The following is a 14,684-nucleotide window of genomic DNA, read 5'->3' as shown; positions in this document are numbered from 1 at the left end:
CTAAAAACCATTTCAAAAAATAATGAAATAGTTTGAAAATAAAAAAATGATATTTTACAAAAACTTAATCTAAATAGCCGTTTTAAAACGCTAAATACATAATATGATTAGGATTGTAATGTGTTTCAGAAATTTTAAAATCATACTTTCCAACTTTTACAAAACCTCTTTTTTCATAAAAGGTAATGGCTCTTTGGTTTTCTACCCAAACTGCTAACCAAATTCCTTTTTGATTGTTTTCTTTTGATAGGTTTACGTTAAAATTAAACAATTCTTTACCTAAATTTAATCCGTAAAACGCTTCTAGTAAATATAATCTGCTTAAAAGAGTAATATTTTCTGAACTAACGTTTTCGTTTTTTGAGTTTAAAATAACCTTCGAATAACCAGCAATTTTAGCATCTGAATAAATTAAATAATAGTCGTTTTTAACGTCTGATAATTCTTTTTTAAAATTTTCTTCGTTAAAATTTTTACTCACATAATTTTCAATATCTTTTTTAGGAGCAGAATGACCGTGCGCAACTAAAAAAGCTGCTTTACCAATTTCTGATAAAAGTAGCGCGTCTGTTATAGTTGCTTTTATAATTGTATGCATAGTTTAATACTTAAAAGATTATAAAGAATTTGTATTAAAAGTATCGCCTTGGTTTATATCACCAGTTTTAAAACCTTTTGTAAACCAGCGCATTCTTTGTGCAGAAGTTCCGTGGGTAAAAGAATCTGGTACAACGCTACCTGTAGCTTGTTTTTGCAAACGATCATCGCCAATTGCAAAAGCCGCATCTAACGCTTCTTGTAAATCACCATTTTCCATAATCTGACCCATTTTTTCTGAATGATGTGCCCAAACGCCGGCTAAAAAGTCGGCTTGTAATTCTAGTTTTACAGAGAATTGATTGTATTCTTTCTGACTAACTTTTCCGCGAAGTTGTTGCATTTTATCGGTAGTTCCCATTAAATTCTGAATGTGATGCCCAACTTCATGTGCAATTACATAGGCTTGTGCAAAATCTCCAGGCGCATTTAATTTGCTTTCCATTTCTTGAAAAAAACTTAAATCGATGTATAGTTTTTCATCACCAGGACAATAAAAAGGACCGGTTGCACTTGAAGCAGAACCGCAAGCGGATGAAACAGCATTTGTAAAAAGCACTAATGTTGGTTCTCTGTAATTAGGCAAAATTTGATTCCAAACATCTTCTGTATTGGCTAAAATTGTTGCGCTAAATGCTGCCAATTCATTTTCTTTTGCAGTGCCTTTATAGTTTGTGTTTTCTGTTTGATTACTATTTCCTGATAACAAATTACCAATAAAACTAACAGGATTTGTACCTGTAAAGTAGGAGATGCCCAACACAATTGCCACAACTATAAGACCTTTTTTAGAAAAAAGAAACTTAAATAAAAAACTGATGAGCATTGGGTTTAGAGTTTTTCCAAGTCCGCCGCCAATTCCTCTACTTTCGCTTTGTCCTCTTCTGTCATCAACATTAGAACTTTTACGTCTGCCTTTCCATTTCATAAATATGTCTTTTTTTTGTAAATTGTGTACTTATTTCTTAAATTGAAGTTCTTTTAAAGGAACCGTATATTCAATTCGTTGGTTGTCTTTAATGTCCCAAGTTTCCATTTTAATCATGGTTTCTTTTGCATCCCAATCTATCGTAATTAATCCAAAATGATTCTCCATAATTGGGCCTTCTATTCTGTTTTTATTTGGCGTGGCGAATTCCCACGTAGAAGATAATCCACTGGAAGTAAAATCATAAATAGGATAGGTATTTTTAGTAACTAGTTTAGAAATTTCTGAATAATGCACATCACCAGAAATAAAGAAAACCCCATTTGCTTTTGTTTTTTGGATGATTTGTAGCATTTTTTGCTGTTCATGAGGAAAATTAGCCCAACTTTCATAGCCATTCCATTCGATTCCAAACTGAGTTCCTGTTCCAATAATTCTGATATCAGCTGGTTTTTTAAGTTGCTTTTCTAACCAATTCCATTGCTCTTTTCCTAAAATAGTTGCGGTGGTATCTGTGTGTGCAGCATAACTTTTATAGTAAAAAGAATACCTTTCGTCTTTATCAAATTCGCCTTTATACCGTTTTAAATCATCTCTAAAAGTTCTTGTATCTAATAAAATTACCTGTACTATATTTCCAAAATATTCATATTCATACTGATGATAAATACCTGTATGATTTCTTCTTTCAGAATTGATGGGTTCTTCAAAAATTTCTAGAAATATTTCTTTGGATTCTTCTTTAAAAGGATAGTTTTTACCAGCGTCATTTTTACCATAATCATGATCATCCCAAGTAGCAATTATAGGTACATTCTTTTTTAAATTTATGTAGGGTTCTTTGGATGTTAATCGTTGATATTTAGCTTTTAGCTTTGTCATGTCATCTGTATCACCATAAATATTGTCTCCTAAAAAGATAAAAAGATCAGGAGTATGGTTTACAATATTATTAAAAATAGGAAGCGAATAACTTTGATTACTACAAGAACCAAACGCAATTTTGGTAACTTTCTTTGTTTGACCATTTATTTGAAAGTTAAATAGAAGTATACAAACAAATATTTTTAAAATGATGCCTTTTTGCATGCAGTGTTATTTTTGATACACAAAGATTAATGATTTAAGTGGAGACTAATACCAGCGCTTCTTATTCTTTTTAGAATTATCCGATTTTCTTCCTTTTTTGTTTTTACTAACCGTATTTGGTTGTAATTTTTTATGTTTTGGTTTGTCAATAACATAAGGATGTTCAGTAATAATTTTAATTGGTTTTTCAATTAATGCTTCAATGGTTTTAATGTAGCTATTTTCATCTGGCGAACAAAAAGAAAATGCAATTCCAGATTTACCAGCTCTACCAGTTCTACCAATTCTATGCACGTAGGTTTCGGGCACATTCGGAATGTCAAAATTTATAATGGCATCAACATTGCTAATGTCAATTCCACGAGCAGCAACATCCGTAGCAATTAAAATATTAGATTTTTTAGTTTTGAAGTCTTCAATAGCTTGATTTCTGACACCTTGAGTTTTATCGCCATGAATACTTGTTGCTTTGTATTCATTTTTAAGTAAGGATTGTTCTAATTTATCAACACCAAGTTTTGTGCGTCTAAAAATTAAAATTCGTCCGTTTATTGTGTTTCTTAATAAGTGCAAACACAAATCTGTTTTGTTCTTTTTAGGCAGATAATACAATAACTGACCAATATTTTTTGCAGTAGTTTCTTCTGGATTTATTTCGACTTTAACTGAATTTTTTACGATCGTTTTTGCTAATTCGTCTATTTTTTCTGGTATGGTTGCTGAAAAAAGTAAGGTTTGTTTTTTCTTCGGACATAATTTTTCAATCTTAGTTACGTCGTTTATAAAACCCATATCTAACATTAAATCGGCCTCATCCAATACAAAAATTTCAATAGCGCCTAAGTCAATATTTCCTTGCAGTTGCAAGTCGATTAACCTTCCTGGCGTTGCAATTAAAATATCAATTCCGTTTGCCAATTCTTCTTTTTGCGGTTCTAAAGAAACACCACCAAAAACTGCCGTAGTTTTTAAATTAGTGTATTTGCTGTAGCTTTTAAAGTTCTCTAAAATCTGAATTGCCAACTCACGAGTAGGAGTAACCACTAATGATTTAATCTTTCTTACTTCATTTTCATCCACTGGTTTATCAAACAAAAGCTGAATGATAGGTAGCGCAAAAGCAGCTGTTTTTCCTGTTCCTGTTTGCGCAGAAACAATAACGTTTTTTTTCTCTAAAACTAAAGGAATTGCCTGTTGTTGAACTAAAGTTGGTGTGTGATATCTTTCTTCGGCAACTGCTTTTAAGATAGATTTATTGAAAGGAAAATCAGAAAACTGCATTGATGTATTTTTACTGCAAAGGTAGTTTAAATTGGAGAATGGTTTTTGAATCTTTTTAAGCAATTATTTATGATAGTTAATTAGATTTTACATACTTTTTAAAGTTGTCTAAAATTGATTGCCAACCATTTTTTTGTATTTCAATTGAATTTTCTTTTTCAGGATCAAAGATTATAATTATTTCAGTTTTATTTTCGCTTTCGTTAAACTTTACTGTAACAGTTCGTTTCTCAAATTCATAAGTAAATTGGTTTTTGTCAATAATTTCGCTATAAATTGCTTCAAAGTTAAAACCAAAACTACCATCTTTTGCTTCCATTCTGGCGCAGTATCTACCACCAATTTTCATGCTGTTTTCTGCACTAGGACAATGCCAAGTTGGGTGGGCAAAATTCCATTTTACTATATGTTTAGGATTATTATAAAAATTCTAAACCTTGCTTTTATCAGCAATTATAGTTGCTTGTACTTTTATTTTTTTAGCGTTCATTTCTTAAGACTAACCTCCTGAAAAATATTCTGATATTTTCCATTTATCGTTGGTTTTTACAATTTCTATATTATAATCCCAAGCGCAACCATCACCGCAAATAAAATCGTAATGCAGATATCCTCTTGTATAATCATCATTAAAAATTATTCTTGAAATAAATAAATATCCAAACTCATTTTCATTTGTTTCAAAATCTTCGGTTTTTTCACCATCAAAATATTTAATATTTAATTGGTCATTTTTAAAGGAATAATTTAAGGCACGTTTTTTTAATTGATCGTTTTTAAGGTTTATGAATAAGTTTTTTTCTCTTTCATATTTTACTGAATCTTGAATAAATGCTAGTTTGGCTTGTTCAATTTCTTCAAAGGATAAATCATTAGCTTCAATTTCGAAGCCTTCTGGTTTATAGGTTATGGCTGTAGTTGTATCTAAAACAGTATCTACATACAAAATAAGTTTTTTGTTTTTAGTATCAATTACATTTTTCATTTCATCAAATTTAGTCATCTCAAGAATGATGTCATTGATGGCTTCATTTTCAACTTTAATATATGAGTTGCTGTTTTCTTTTTCGCAACTAACAATTGAAAATACTATTAAAATTAATGTAGTAAATTTATTCACTTTCAGTGGTTTGAGGTTTTTTTATGTATTTTTTTTAATGTTATTATTAGTTTAATGTTTCTCATTAAAAAGTACACAAAATTAGCTATTTTTTTATAATTTTAATCAAAAAAGCCTCTCTGTTTTCACAAAGAGGCTTAAATTTTTTTATCCGATGAAAGAGACTTAAAATGTGTTATTTTATTTTAGAAATATCAATTTTAAAAAGTTTTGCAGCATTTTCCCAAAGAATTAATTCTTTTTTATCTTCTGCTAAATCTAACTGATTCATAAATTTTAAATACGATTTCATATTAGATATTGGCCAATCTGTACCATATAATAAGTATTTAGGATCGCCAGCATAGGTTATCATTTCTTCGATTTCCTTTTTCATATAGCGTTCAAATTTTTCGTTAAAATCGCCTAAAACCAATCCAGAAATATCTGCATAAACGTTTTCATTTTTATAAACAACTTCCATACAATCTTTAATCCAAGGATTACCAACGTGACAAATTACAATCTTTAAATCTGGGTAATCTACTGCCAAATCATCAATATGTAATGGGTGAGAATATTTTACTTTGCCTGTTGGTGCATAGGTGTCTCCAGAATGAAACATTACAGGAACATCATATTCTATAGCCATTTCGTACATCAATTTAAAACGGATGTCGTTAGGATAAAAAGGTTCATAACCAGGATAAAATTTTAACCCTTTAATGTGGCCTTCTTTTAAATATTGACTAATTTCTATAACATCTTTGTAATTATAATGCAAGTAACTAATACCAGCAACAACACCAATATTGTTATAGCCTTTTACCGCTTCTACAACTTGTTTTGTGCTAGGTCTGTGTTCGTTTACTTTATAAGAAGATAATATTAAAGAATAATCTACATTATTTTCTTTCATTGTTTTTGAAAGTAAATCTAAACTGTCTGTAATAGAGGTTACTCTGTCTTCGTGGTAATTGTTAAGGTGCGTATGTACGTCTATAATCATTTTTTAATAAGGGTTTTTTTATTAAGGAATCAAAGTTACAAATTTTAAATAAAAAATGTGCTGAATTTTATATTGAGACGTAAATATTTAATACTCTAATGTTGATTTTTTTTATTTTAATAGTACCCAAATATAATCGCTTATAATTTTTCCATTTTTTATAACGGCATTTTTTTTTATGCTTTCTAGTTCAAAACCATTTTTTTCTAATACTCTCATTGATGCCTTATTAAAGTCAAAAACTCCTGCTTCAATTCTGATGATATTAAAATTATGAAAAGTATAAGCTGTCATAAGTTTTATAGCTTTGGATGCAATGCCGTTTCCCCAAAAAGGTTCGCCAATAAAGTAGCCCATTTCTGCGGATAATCTAAAAACATCTGTTTTAATTTCAATTCCTATTTCTCCGACAAACTGATTATTCCAATAAATTAATTTTCTAAAAGCAGCTTTATTTGCTAGTTGAATTGTAATAAAATCAGTTGCGTCTTTTAACGTAAACGGATTAGGAACTTTATCATAGCCATTATCAAAAATAATTGGATTGTTTTTAAATTCAGCATACTGATTTACAATATCTATGTGATAATCTCTTAGTTCAACCATTATTTTTAAACGTTATATTTTGATGCATTTTAGATACGAAGTTAGCTGTTTTTGAAGAGCAAAATCGAAAAAACCTCTAAGTTTTCACAAAGAGGTTTTGAAAATATTTGTAATTGCAAATGTAAATGAAGTAATCTGCTTATTAAATTAACAGATTGCTTCGTTCCTCGCAAAGACGATTACTTAATTAATTCGTAAGAACGTTTAATAAAACTTGTTAACTCTTTACCATGTAAAAGGTTCTGAGATAATTTTGCTAAATCAAAAGCTTGAGAGATTAAGTGTTTTTGTTCGTCTGCATTTTTACTATTTAAGATATTAGAAATTAGCGGACTATTGGTGTTTACAACTAAATTGTACATGTCTGGGAAATTACCCATTCCCATCATTCCGCCACCACCAGAAGCTTGCATTTCTTTCATTCTACGCATAAATTCTGGAACCGTAATAATAAAAGGAGAAGCATCAGAATCCATCGCTTCTAATTGAACTGTATATGCTTCAGCAGCAATTGCAGTTTCAATAATTGGCTTTAAGGTCGTTTTTTCTTCTTCGGATAATTTAGAAATTGCAGTTTCATCTTTTTTGATTAAATTATCAATAAAATCAGAATCTACTCTTGTAAATTTTACTTTTGCATCACCACCTTCTAATTTTTGCATTAAATGCGAAATAATAGGAGAATCTAAAACAACAACTTCATACCCTTTTGCAGTTGCATCTTCGATATAACTGTGTTGTGCATCTTTGTTAGAAGCATATAAAATAACGTGATTGCCGTCTTTATCAGTTTGAGTATCTTTTGTTTTTTCAAGTAGCTCATCAAACGTAAAATAAGAATCTGCAACTGTTGGAAATAAAGCAAATTTCTTAGCTTTATCAAAGAATTTATCTTCAGACAACATTCCGTATTCAATAATTACTTTAATATCGTTCCATTTTTTTTCAAAATCTGCACGATTGTTTTTGAATAAAGAAATTAATTTATCAGCTACTTTTTTAGTGATGTAACCAGAAATCTTTTTAACGGCTCCGTCTGCTTGTAAATAAGAACGAGAAACATTTAAAGGAATGTCTGGAGAGTCTATAACTCCTTTTAACATTTGTAAAAAGTCTGGTACAATTCCTTCAACATTATCCGTTACATATACTTGATTTTGATACAATTGAATTTTATCCTTTTGCATATCCATTGAAGTACTTAATTTAGGAAAGAATAAAATTCCTGTTAAGTTAAAAGGATAATCAACATTTAAATGGATGTGAAATAAAGATTCTTCAAATTGCGTTGGATACAATTCTCTGTAGAAATTAGTATAATCTTCATCACTTAAATCTGCAGGCGCTTTTGTCCAAGCAGGGTTTGTATTGTTGATGATATTATCTACATCAATTTTTTTGTGAGGTTCTGTAGTTTCTTTTCCGTCTTTATCTGTAGTAGTTTGCGGCGTAAAATCTGGATCGTTTACTTTTTTAGTTCCAAATTTAATTGGCACTTGGTTAAAACGATTGTATTTATTTAATAAACCTTTAATTTTATCTTCCTTTAAAAAGTCTAGAGAATCTTCTGCAATGTGTAAAACAATTTCTGTTCCTCTGTCTTTTTTGTCATGTTCTACCAACGTATATTCTGGAGAACCGTCACAAGTCCAATGAGCAGCAGCATCTTCTTTAAAAGATTTTGTAAATATATCTACCTTTGCAGCAACCATAAAAGCGGAGTAAAAACCTAATCCAAAATGACCAATTACGCCAGTTTCGTTTTTATCGTCTTTATATTTTTCTAAAAATTCTTCAGCGCCAGAAAATGCAATTTGGTTGATGTATTTTTCAACTTCATCCATCGTCATTCCTAAACCTTGATCTTTTATTGTTAAGGTTTTAGCTTCTTTGTCGATGCTGATTTCAATCTTAGCATCACCCAATTCTGTTTTAGCTTCACCAATAGCAATAAGGTGTTTTAGTTTGGTTGTTGCATCTGTTCCGTTAGAAATCAATTCACGCAAAAAGATTTCGTGATCAGAGTATAAGAATTTTTTTATCAGAGGAAAAATATTTTCTACTGATACATTAATATTTCCTTTAGCCATATTTATGTATGTTTTGTTTAACTTTAATTATTTATAATTTAGAATAGTCAAATAAAATACCAAAAGGAGTTTTATGACAAGATGACATAAAAAAAGCCACTCCTAAAAAAGAGTGGCTGTGTCAAATATTTAAAAATATTTTTTTTAATTGGTGGTTTCCTTATTTTTCACATATTTTTCTAACCATTGATCTTGTTCCCAAAGCATATGCATAATAGATTCTTTTGCGCGATACCCATGACTTTCCATAGGTAGCATTACTAATCTAACGGTTGCACCTAGTCCTTTTAGGGCATTAAAATAACGTTCACTTTGTAGAGGATATGTTCCAGAATTATTGTCTGCAACTCCGTGAATCAGTAATAATGGAGTTTTCATTTTATCTGCATGCATAAAAGGAGACATATCGTAATATACATTTGGTGCTTCCCAATAACTTCGTTCTTCACTTTGAAAACCAAACGGAGTTAAGGTTCTATTATAAGCGCCACTTCTAGCGATCCCGGCGGCAAAAAGATTTGAATGTGATAGCAAATTGGCTGTCATAAATGCACCATAACTATGGCCGCCAACTGCAACTTTATTTTTGTCTATATAACCTAAATTATCAACCGCATCGATTGCTGCTTTGGCATTGCCTACCAATTGTGTTCTAAATTTATCATTAGGTTCATTAGATCCTTCGCCAACAATAGGAAAAGCAGCATCGTCTAAAACTACATAACCTCTGGTAATCCAATAAATTGGCGAACCAGAGTATGGATATACAAATTCGTTAGGGTTTGCAGTACTTTGCGCTGCGCTTGCTTTATCCTTGAATTCTTTTGGATATGCCCATAAAATCATAGGATATTTTTTACCTTCTTCATAGTTAAGAGGTAAATATAATGTGCCTTCTAGCTCTAAGCCATCATCACGTTTATAGCTAATAACTCGTTTATTTACATTTTCTAGACTTTTAAATGGATTTTGAAAAGCTGTAATCGCTTTTAAACTTTTCTTTTTTAAATTTCGAATATAGTAATTTGGATATGTTGTTTGAGATTGAATATTAACTAGTATTTCACCTTTTTTCATGTCAATTGCTGAAATGAAGATTTCAAGTTTATCCGTAAATTTAGACTCATATAAACGCTTTTTTTTATTTGTTTTTATAGTAAACTCATCAACAAACGGAAATTGCCCTTTTTTAGAGAAACCAGCACCCATTAAAAATAATTTATTGTCTTGTATATCAAGTGTTTTTATGCCAAATTCATTTTTAGACAAAACAAAATCTCCTGGATCGCTATACACATCTTGATAACTTCTGTCTGAAATTACTTTAGCTTTGCTATTTATATCCGAAGGATTAAATAAATAAGTTTTAGTATTTCTGGTATTCCACCACCTATCAGTAGCAATTGCTATATTGTCATTTCCCCATTGTATGCCTGCAAAACGCTGTTGAGTTTTTAAAATCATTTTAGGATTGTCATTAAAAGGAGCATCTAATTGATACACGGCATCTCTGTGTTCAATCGCTATTTCTGGATCTCCGTTATCTAAAGCCTCTACCCAAACTAACACAGCAGGTTTGTCTCCACGCCATCTCATACTTCGTTTACCAGTCCTTGTTGCCATGAAGCCTTTAGGTCTAACTTCATCAATAGGTACATCATTTACCGTTTGAATCAATTTAGCATTTAAATCATAAACGTTGCTTTCACTTGGAAATCTAGAGTAGGTTACTAAATACGAAAATGGACGTTTAATTTTAGTAATCATTACATAATTTCCGTCAGGAGAGAAGCTAATATCTTCATACATATCCGTTGGAAGAAAATCTTCTATTTTTCCAGTTATTGATACTTTTTTTATATCTGATGAAGCTAATTGTTCAAAATTAAATTCATCATTTGGTGTTTTTAATAAATCTTGATAGGTTCTGTTTTGCGCTTTAGAACCATCACTCACAGAAATTGTTGGTCCATTTGGTACGGCTGTAATTGTATTAATTAGTGGTTTTCTATTATTGGGCAATGTTTTAATTAACAAGTGCTTATTGTCTTTAAACCAATTAATACTTTCGCCCATATTGGCATTTATATTTGCGTCTGTAATTTTAGTTGCATTGCCTTCACTTACATTTAAAATCCAAACTTCTACGCCAGTTTGAGTAGTATTTAAACAAGCGATCATACTTTCGTCTGGAGACCATGTAAAACCAGATAAACGTGAGTTTTCTGGTAAATTAGTTACTTGTTTTGCATTTATATCTCCTGTTTTTTTTACTTTTAAATTTGTGTAAAAATTAGTTCTACTACCAATATTGGTAACAGGGTTAATTCTTAAACCAGCTAAACGTAATTCTGTTTCAGAAAGTTCTGCAATCGATTTGTATTGATTTCTATATATAAAAACCATGTGTGCTCCTTTACTGTCTATTTGCACACCTGGTGCTAAATCTACATCTGCTAATTCTAAAATTTCTTTAGAAGGCTTTTGATAGGTTAGACTTTCTTGTGCATAGGAATAAGTGGCTAATAATAAAATGACTAATATAAGTTTGGCTTTCATAAGTAATTGATTTTAATTGTATTAATTATTAGTAAAAATAAAGATAATAAAAAAACAGTTATTTAAAATTATAATTTATCATAAAAATGTTTTGCAAAAATAGTGCTATTTTAGTGCAGCTAGTTTTTCAGACTTTTTTAAGGCTATAATTTTTTTACAAAGAATTTACAGTACTATTATTTGATTATAAAAAGTGATCATAGCCGCTTTTTTGGACTTTGTAATTATAAGAAAAGAATACAAAGTTTTATTCTTTAAAAAAATGAAAATAATTGGTGGATAATGATTTATCAAACAATAAATTAAATTTTCGAAATTCAGTTTATTGCGAGGATATTAATTAATCACTATTTTTGTTACAGAGAAATAAACAGATAACTAAAAAATACACCCATAAAATATGTATAATTCAAAAATTACCGGACTTGGATATTATGTTCCTGACAATATTGTTACGAACAATGATTTAAAGGAATTTATGGAAACTTCGGATGAATGGATTCAAGAAAGAACCGGAATAAAAGAACGCCGCTGGATTGATCCAAAGTCTGGAGACACAACTGCCGTGATGGGTGCAAAAGCTGCAAGAATTGCCATTGAACGATCTGGCTTAACAAAAGATGATATTGATTTTATAGTGTTTGCAACTTTAAGTCCAGATATGTATTTTCCAGGCGGTGGAGTGCAAGTGCAAGATATGTTAGATATGCCAACAATTGGCGCTTTAGATGTGCGTAACCAATGTTCTGGTTTTATTTATGCAATGTCTGTAGCAGATCAATTTATAAAGACTGGGATGTATAAAAACATTTTAGTTATTGGTGCAGAAAATCATTCTGGAGGTTTAGAAAGGTCAACTAGAGGTAGAGGTGTTACTGTTATTTTTGGAGATGGAGCAGGAGCAGCAGTTTTATCGCGAAGCGAAGAAAAAGGGAAGGGAATCTTATCTACTCACTTACATTCGGAAGGTAAACACGCTAAAGAATTGGTTTTAGAAGGACCATCAACCCAAAGATGGGTTCCAGAAATTTTAGAAGCAAATAATCCTGATGATGTTTCTTATTTTCCTTATATGAATGGTCAGTTTGTTTTTAAACATGCTGTAACTCGTTTTTCTGAAGCAATTGTAGAAGGTTTAGAGGCAAATAATTTAGAAAAAGAAGACATCGATATGTTAATTCCGCATCAAGCGAATCTACGTATTGCACAGTTTATTCAAAAGAAATTTAGATTGTCTGACGATAAAGTATATAATAATATTATGAATTACGGTAATACAACCGCTGCATCTGTAATTATTGCATTAACAGAAGCTTGGGAAAAAGGTAAAATTAAAGACAATGATTTAGTTGTTTTAGCTGCTTTTGGTAGTGGTTTTACTTGGGGTAGTGTAGTAATTCGTTGGTAAAAGATTTTTTTTATTTTTAAATAATAAATAACCCTAAGCAATTTTTTGTTTCGGGTTATTTGTGAATTCAAATTATTATTATAATTACTTTATTTAAAGTAGTTTTATTTTGAACTCTTTTAAAACCTGAAATAAATTTATATCCTACGGTTTTTTTTGAAAATTTTTGAGTTTGGGAGTTTTTTTAGCGGTATTTGTATTCATAATTATTCTGTTTACTTGAAGCACAGTAATCGTTATTTGATAGTAACATGTATTCTTTAAATTATTTTAAGTAAATTTAGAGAATATAAATAAGTTTTATTTGGTTAAGTAACTTTGGTAGAAAAACTTATTTTTATTGTGTTAATTTTAACTTCATTCATCAACTTTTAGCCACATGAATGCTTATATTTGTTAATATACTAACCTTTTTAACTCAAACTTAACCATTATGAAAAATGTAACACTAGTTCTTGGTGCGTCTGCAAACCCAAACAGGTACTCTAACATTGCAATTAAAAGATTGCTTGATAAAGAATTATTTGTAAAAGCATTAGGAATAAAAAAAGGGAAAGTCGTAACTATTAAAATTGATGATGAAAAGCAAGATTATAAAAATATAGATACCGTTACTTTGTATTTAAATCCAAAAAGACAAGTAGAATATTACAATTATATTATTGGTTTAAAACCAAGAAGAGTAATTTTTAATCCAGGGGCTGAAAATGAAGAATTTGTAAAATTGTTAGAAGAAAATAATATAGAGCCTGTTATAGCTTGTACTCTAGTAATGTTGTCTATTAATCAATACTAAAAGTTTTACCAGGTTCTGCTAATTCTGTGTTTTCAAAAATTTCTTTAGCTTCATTTTTAAATAAAGAAATGTCTTTGTATCTACCAGAATAATGACCAATAACCAATTGTTTTGCAAATGCATCTTTTGCAATTTGTGCAGCTTGTTTAGAAGTAGAATGTTTAGTTTTCTTGGCTAAATCTTCTCTGTCAGCTAAAAAAGTTGCTTCATGATATAATAAATCCACATTTTTTATGATTGGTATTATATCTGGTTTGTAATAAGTGTCACTGCAAAAAGCAAAGCTTAATGGTTTTGTTGGCGCAATTGTTAACTGTTTGTTTAATACAGTTTCTCCATTTAATAAAACAACATCTTTACCTGCCTTAATATTTAAATAATCCGCTTTATCAATTTCTGGATAACCGCTTATATTTAGCATGTTTAACTTTCTAGGTTTTTCTTTTTCTGTAAACAAGTATCCATTGGTGTACACTCTGTGGTTTAAAGGTATTGTTCGCACAGAGACTTTGTCATCTTCAAAAATAAGTTCACTTTCTTTGGATGTTAATTCGTGAAATATAATTGGATATTGAGCATGCGATTGAGAAATCTTCAATTGCAACAGTGTTACTTTTTTTATACCTTTTGGGCCATAAACATGCAACTCTTTTTCTCTGCTTAAAATGCCGTAAGTAGCTAATAGACCTACTAAACCATAAAAATGATCGCCATGTAAGTGAGAAATAAATATATGATCAATTTTAGAAAATCCTACTTTATATTTTCGCATTTGACGCTGCGTACCTTCGCCGCAATCAATTAAAAAATGACGATTATTTATCTCTAAATATTGAGATGTAGGAAAAGCATTGATACGTGGAGTTGCTGAATGACAACCTAAAATAGTTAAATTTAAACTCATTTAATTACAAAACGTTTAGAAATTATATTTTCTACGTCTTGAACACTATAAATATAAATACCAGAAAGTAAGTTTCCTTTTTCAAAAGAAAATGAATTATGGCCAATAGTTGCCTTTACTTTTTCTTTGTAAACGGTTTTACCCAAAACGTTTATTACAGTAAATATAACGTATGTATTGCTGGAGGAATTAAAGGTTATTTCTGTATTATTCGTAAACGGATTTGGAGCGGTAGATAATTTCTCAATTGATTTTTCTTGCGAAAATCCAATTGTGGATACTGTTAAAAACAAAATAAAAAGTAATTTTTTTATCATT

At 30.0% G+C, this 14,684-nt stretch carries 13 protein-coding genes and 1 pseudogene; 2 read left to right on the top strand and 12 right to left on the bottom strand.

Annotated elements, in window-relative coordinates; all coding sequences use genetic code 11:
• Window positions 1–82 precede the first annotated feature (82 nt).
• The 10 genes and pseudogenes from BTO16_RS07560 to BTO16_RS07515 all read right to left on the bottom strand — a co-directional run bounded on the left by BTO16_RS07560 (window position 83) and on the right by BTO16_RS07515 (window position 11,258).
• Complete coding sequence (locus BTO16_RS07560) at window positions 83–598, bottom strand: GNAT family N-acetyltransferase (RefSeq protein WP_105021001.1); 516 nt, start codon at window positions 596–598, stop codon at window positions 83–85.
• A gap of 18 nt (window positions 599–616) precedes the next feature.
• A complete protein-coding gene (gene ypfJ / locus BTO16_RS07555) occupies window positions 617–1,525 on the bottom strand; it encodes a KPN_02809 family neutral zinc metallopeptidase (protein WP_105021000.1) in 909 nt (302 codons plus the stop codon).
• 30 nt (window positions 1,526–1,555) lie between these two features.
• Entirely contained in the window at window positions 1,556–2,614 is a 1,059-nt protein-coding gene (locus tag BTO16_RS07550; RefSeq protein WP_105020999.1) for an alkaline phosphatase D family protein, read from the bottom strand.
• 45 nt (window positions 2,615–2,659) lie between these two features.
• Entirely contained in the window at window positions 2,660–3,895 is a 1,236-nt protein-coding gene (locus BTO16_RS07545) for a DEAD/DEAH box helicase (protein WP_105020998.1), read from the bottom strand.
• Between the two features lie 76 nt (window positions 3,896–3,971).
• Window positions 3,972–4,304 (bottom strand): annotated as a pseudogene (locus tag BTO16_RS07540) (SRPBCC domain-containing protein); the annotation flags it as partial.
• 90 nt (window positions 4,305–4,394) lie between these two features.
• Window positions 4,395–5,015: a hypothetical protein gene (locus BTO16_RS07535; protein ID WP_146105364.1), complete on the bottom strand. Its 621-nt coding sequence runs from the start codon at window positions 5,013–5,015 to the stop codon at window positions 4,395–4,397.
• Between the two features lie 175 nt (window positions 5,016–5,190).
• Window positions 5,191–6,003 carry an amidohydrolase family protein gene (locus BTO16_RS07530; RefSeq protein WP_105020996.1) on the bottom strand — a complete coding sequence of 271 codons (813 nt, stop codon included), beginning with the start codon at window positions 6,001–6,003 and terminating at the stop codon, window positions 5,191–5,193.
• A gap of 111 nt (window positions 6,004–6,114) precedes the next feature.
• Window positions 6,115–6,609, bottom strand: a complete 495-nt coding sequence (locus BTO16_RS07525; RefSeq protein WP_105020995.1) for a GNAT family N-acetyltransferase — start codon at window positions 6,607–6,609, stop codon at window positions 6,115–6,117.
• A gap of 179 nt (window positions 6,610–6,788) precedes the next feature.
• Window positions 6,789–8,699 (bottom strand): molecular chaperone HtpG, encoded by a 1,911-nt coding sequence (gene htpG / locus BTO16_RS07520; RefSeq protein WP_105020994.1) that lies wholly within the window; start codon window positions 8,697–8,699, stop codon window positions 6,789–6,791.
• Window positions 8,700–8,843: 144 nt separating this feature from the next.
• On the bottom strand, window positions 8,844–11,258 hold the full coding sequence (locus BTO16_RS07515; protein ID WP_105020993.1) for an alpha/beta hydrolase family protein: 2,415 nt from the start codon (window positions 11,256–11,258) through the stop codon (window positions 8,844–8,846).
• 400 nt (window positions 11,259–11,658) lie between these two features.
• On the opposite strand from BTO16_RS07515, the gene BTO16_RS07510 reads away from it, so the two are divergent.
• Both BTO16_RS07510 and BTO16_RS07505 read left to right on the top strand, forming a co-directional pair.
• Window positions 11,659–12,666 carry a 3-oxoacyl-ACP synthase III family protein gene (locus tag BTO16_RS07510; protein WP_105020992.1) on the top strand — a complete coding sequence of 336 codons (1,008 nt, stop codon included), beginning with the start codon at window positions 11,659–11,661 and terminating at the stop codon, window positions 12,664–12,666.
• A gap of 433 nt (window positions 12,667–13,099) precedes the next feature.
• The gene (locus BTO16_RS07505; RefSeq protein WP_105020991.1) at window positions 13,100–13,462 is read left to right on the top strand and encodes a CoA-binding protein; all 363 of its coding nucleotides are present in this window, start codon (window positions 13,100–13,102) and stop codon (window positions 13,460–13,462) included.
• On the opposite strand, the gene BTO16_RS07500 is transcribed toward BTO16_RS07505, so the two are convergent.
• Window positions 13,449–14,366: a ribonuclease Z gene (locus tag BTO16_RS07500; RefSeq protein WP_105020990.1), complete on the bottom strand. Its 918-nt coding sequence runs from the start codon at window positions 14,364–14,366 to the stop codon at window positions 13,449–13,451. The genes BTO16_RS07505 and BTO16_RS07500 overlap by 14 nt on opposite strands.
• Complete coding sequence (locus BTO16_RS07495) at window positions 14,363–14,683, bottom strand: T9SS type A sorting domain-containing protein (protein WP_105020989.1); 321 nt, start codon at window positions 14,681–14,683, stop codon at window positions 14,363–14,365. The genes BTO16_RS07500 and BTO16_RS07495 overlap by 4 nt, the downstream gene beginning before the upstream one ends.
• Window position 14,684 lies beyond the last annotated feature (1 nt).

The organism is Polaribacter glomeratus (assembly GCF_002954665.1).
In the GTDB taxonomy this organism is placed as follows: Bacteria; Bacteroidota; Bacteroidia; order Flavobacteriales; family Flavobacteriaceae; genus Polaribacter; species Polaribacter glomeratus.
Note: the sequence above shows the minus strand (reverse complement) of the source record. Positions and strands in the feature narration are given on the sequence as shown.

Coding starts and splice junctions, on each gene's coding strand:
- ypfJ (WP_105021000.1), bottom strand. CDS start 1,525: ATGAAATGGAAAGGCAGACGTAAAAGTTCTAATGTTGATGACAGAAGA.
- BTO16_RS07505 (WP_105020991.1), top strand. CDS start 13,100: ATGAAAAATGTAACACTAGTTCTTGGTGCGTCTGCAAACCCAAACAGG.
- BTO16_RS07500 (WP_105020990.1), bottom strand. CDS start 14,366: ATGAGTTTAAATTTAACTATTTTAGGTTGTCATTCAGCAACTCCACGT.
- htpG (WP_105020994.1), bottom strand. CDS start 8,699: ATGGCTAAAGGAAATATTAATGTATCAGTAGAAAATATTTTTCCTCTG.
- BTO16_RS07550 (WP_105020999.1), bottom strand. CDS start 2,614: ATGCAAAAAGGCATCATTTTAAAAATATTTGTTTGTATACTTCTATTT.
- BTO16_RS07560 (WP_105021001.1), bottom strand. CDS start 598: ATGCATACAATTATAAAAGCAACTATAACAGACGCGCTACTTTTATCA.
- BTO16_RS07510 (WP_105020992.1), top strand. CDS start 11,659: ATGTATAATTCAAAAATTACCGGACTTGGATATTATGTTCCTGACAAT.
- BTO16_RS07515 (WP_105020993.1), bottom strand. CDS start 11,258: ATGAAAGCCAAACTTATATTAGTCATTTTATTATTAGCCACTTATTCC.
- BTO16_RS07545 (WP_105020998.1), bottom strand. CDS start 3,895: ATGCAGTTTTCTGATTTTCCTTTCAATAAATCTATCTTAAAAGCAGTT.
- BTO16_RS07495 (WP_105020989.1), bottom strand. CDS start 14,683: ATGATAAAAAAATTACTTTTTATTTTGTTTTTAACAGTATCCACAATT.
- BTO16_RS07525 (WP_105020995.1), bottom strand. CDS start 6,609: ATGGTTGAACTAAGAGATTATCACATAGATATTGTAAATCAGTATGCT.
- BTO16_RS07530 (WP_105020996.1), bottom strand. CDS start 6,003: ATGATTATAGACGTACATACGCACCTTAACAATTACCACGAAGACAGA.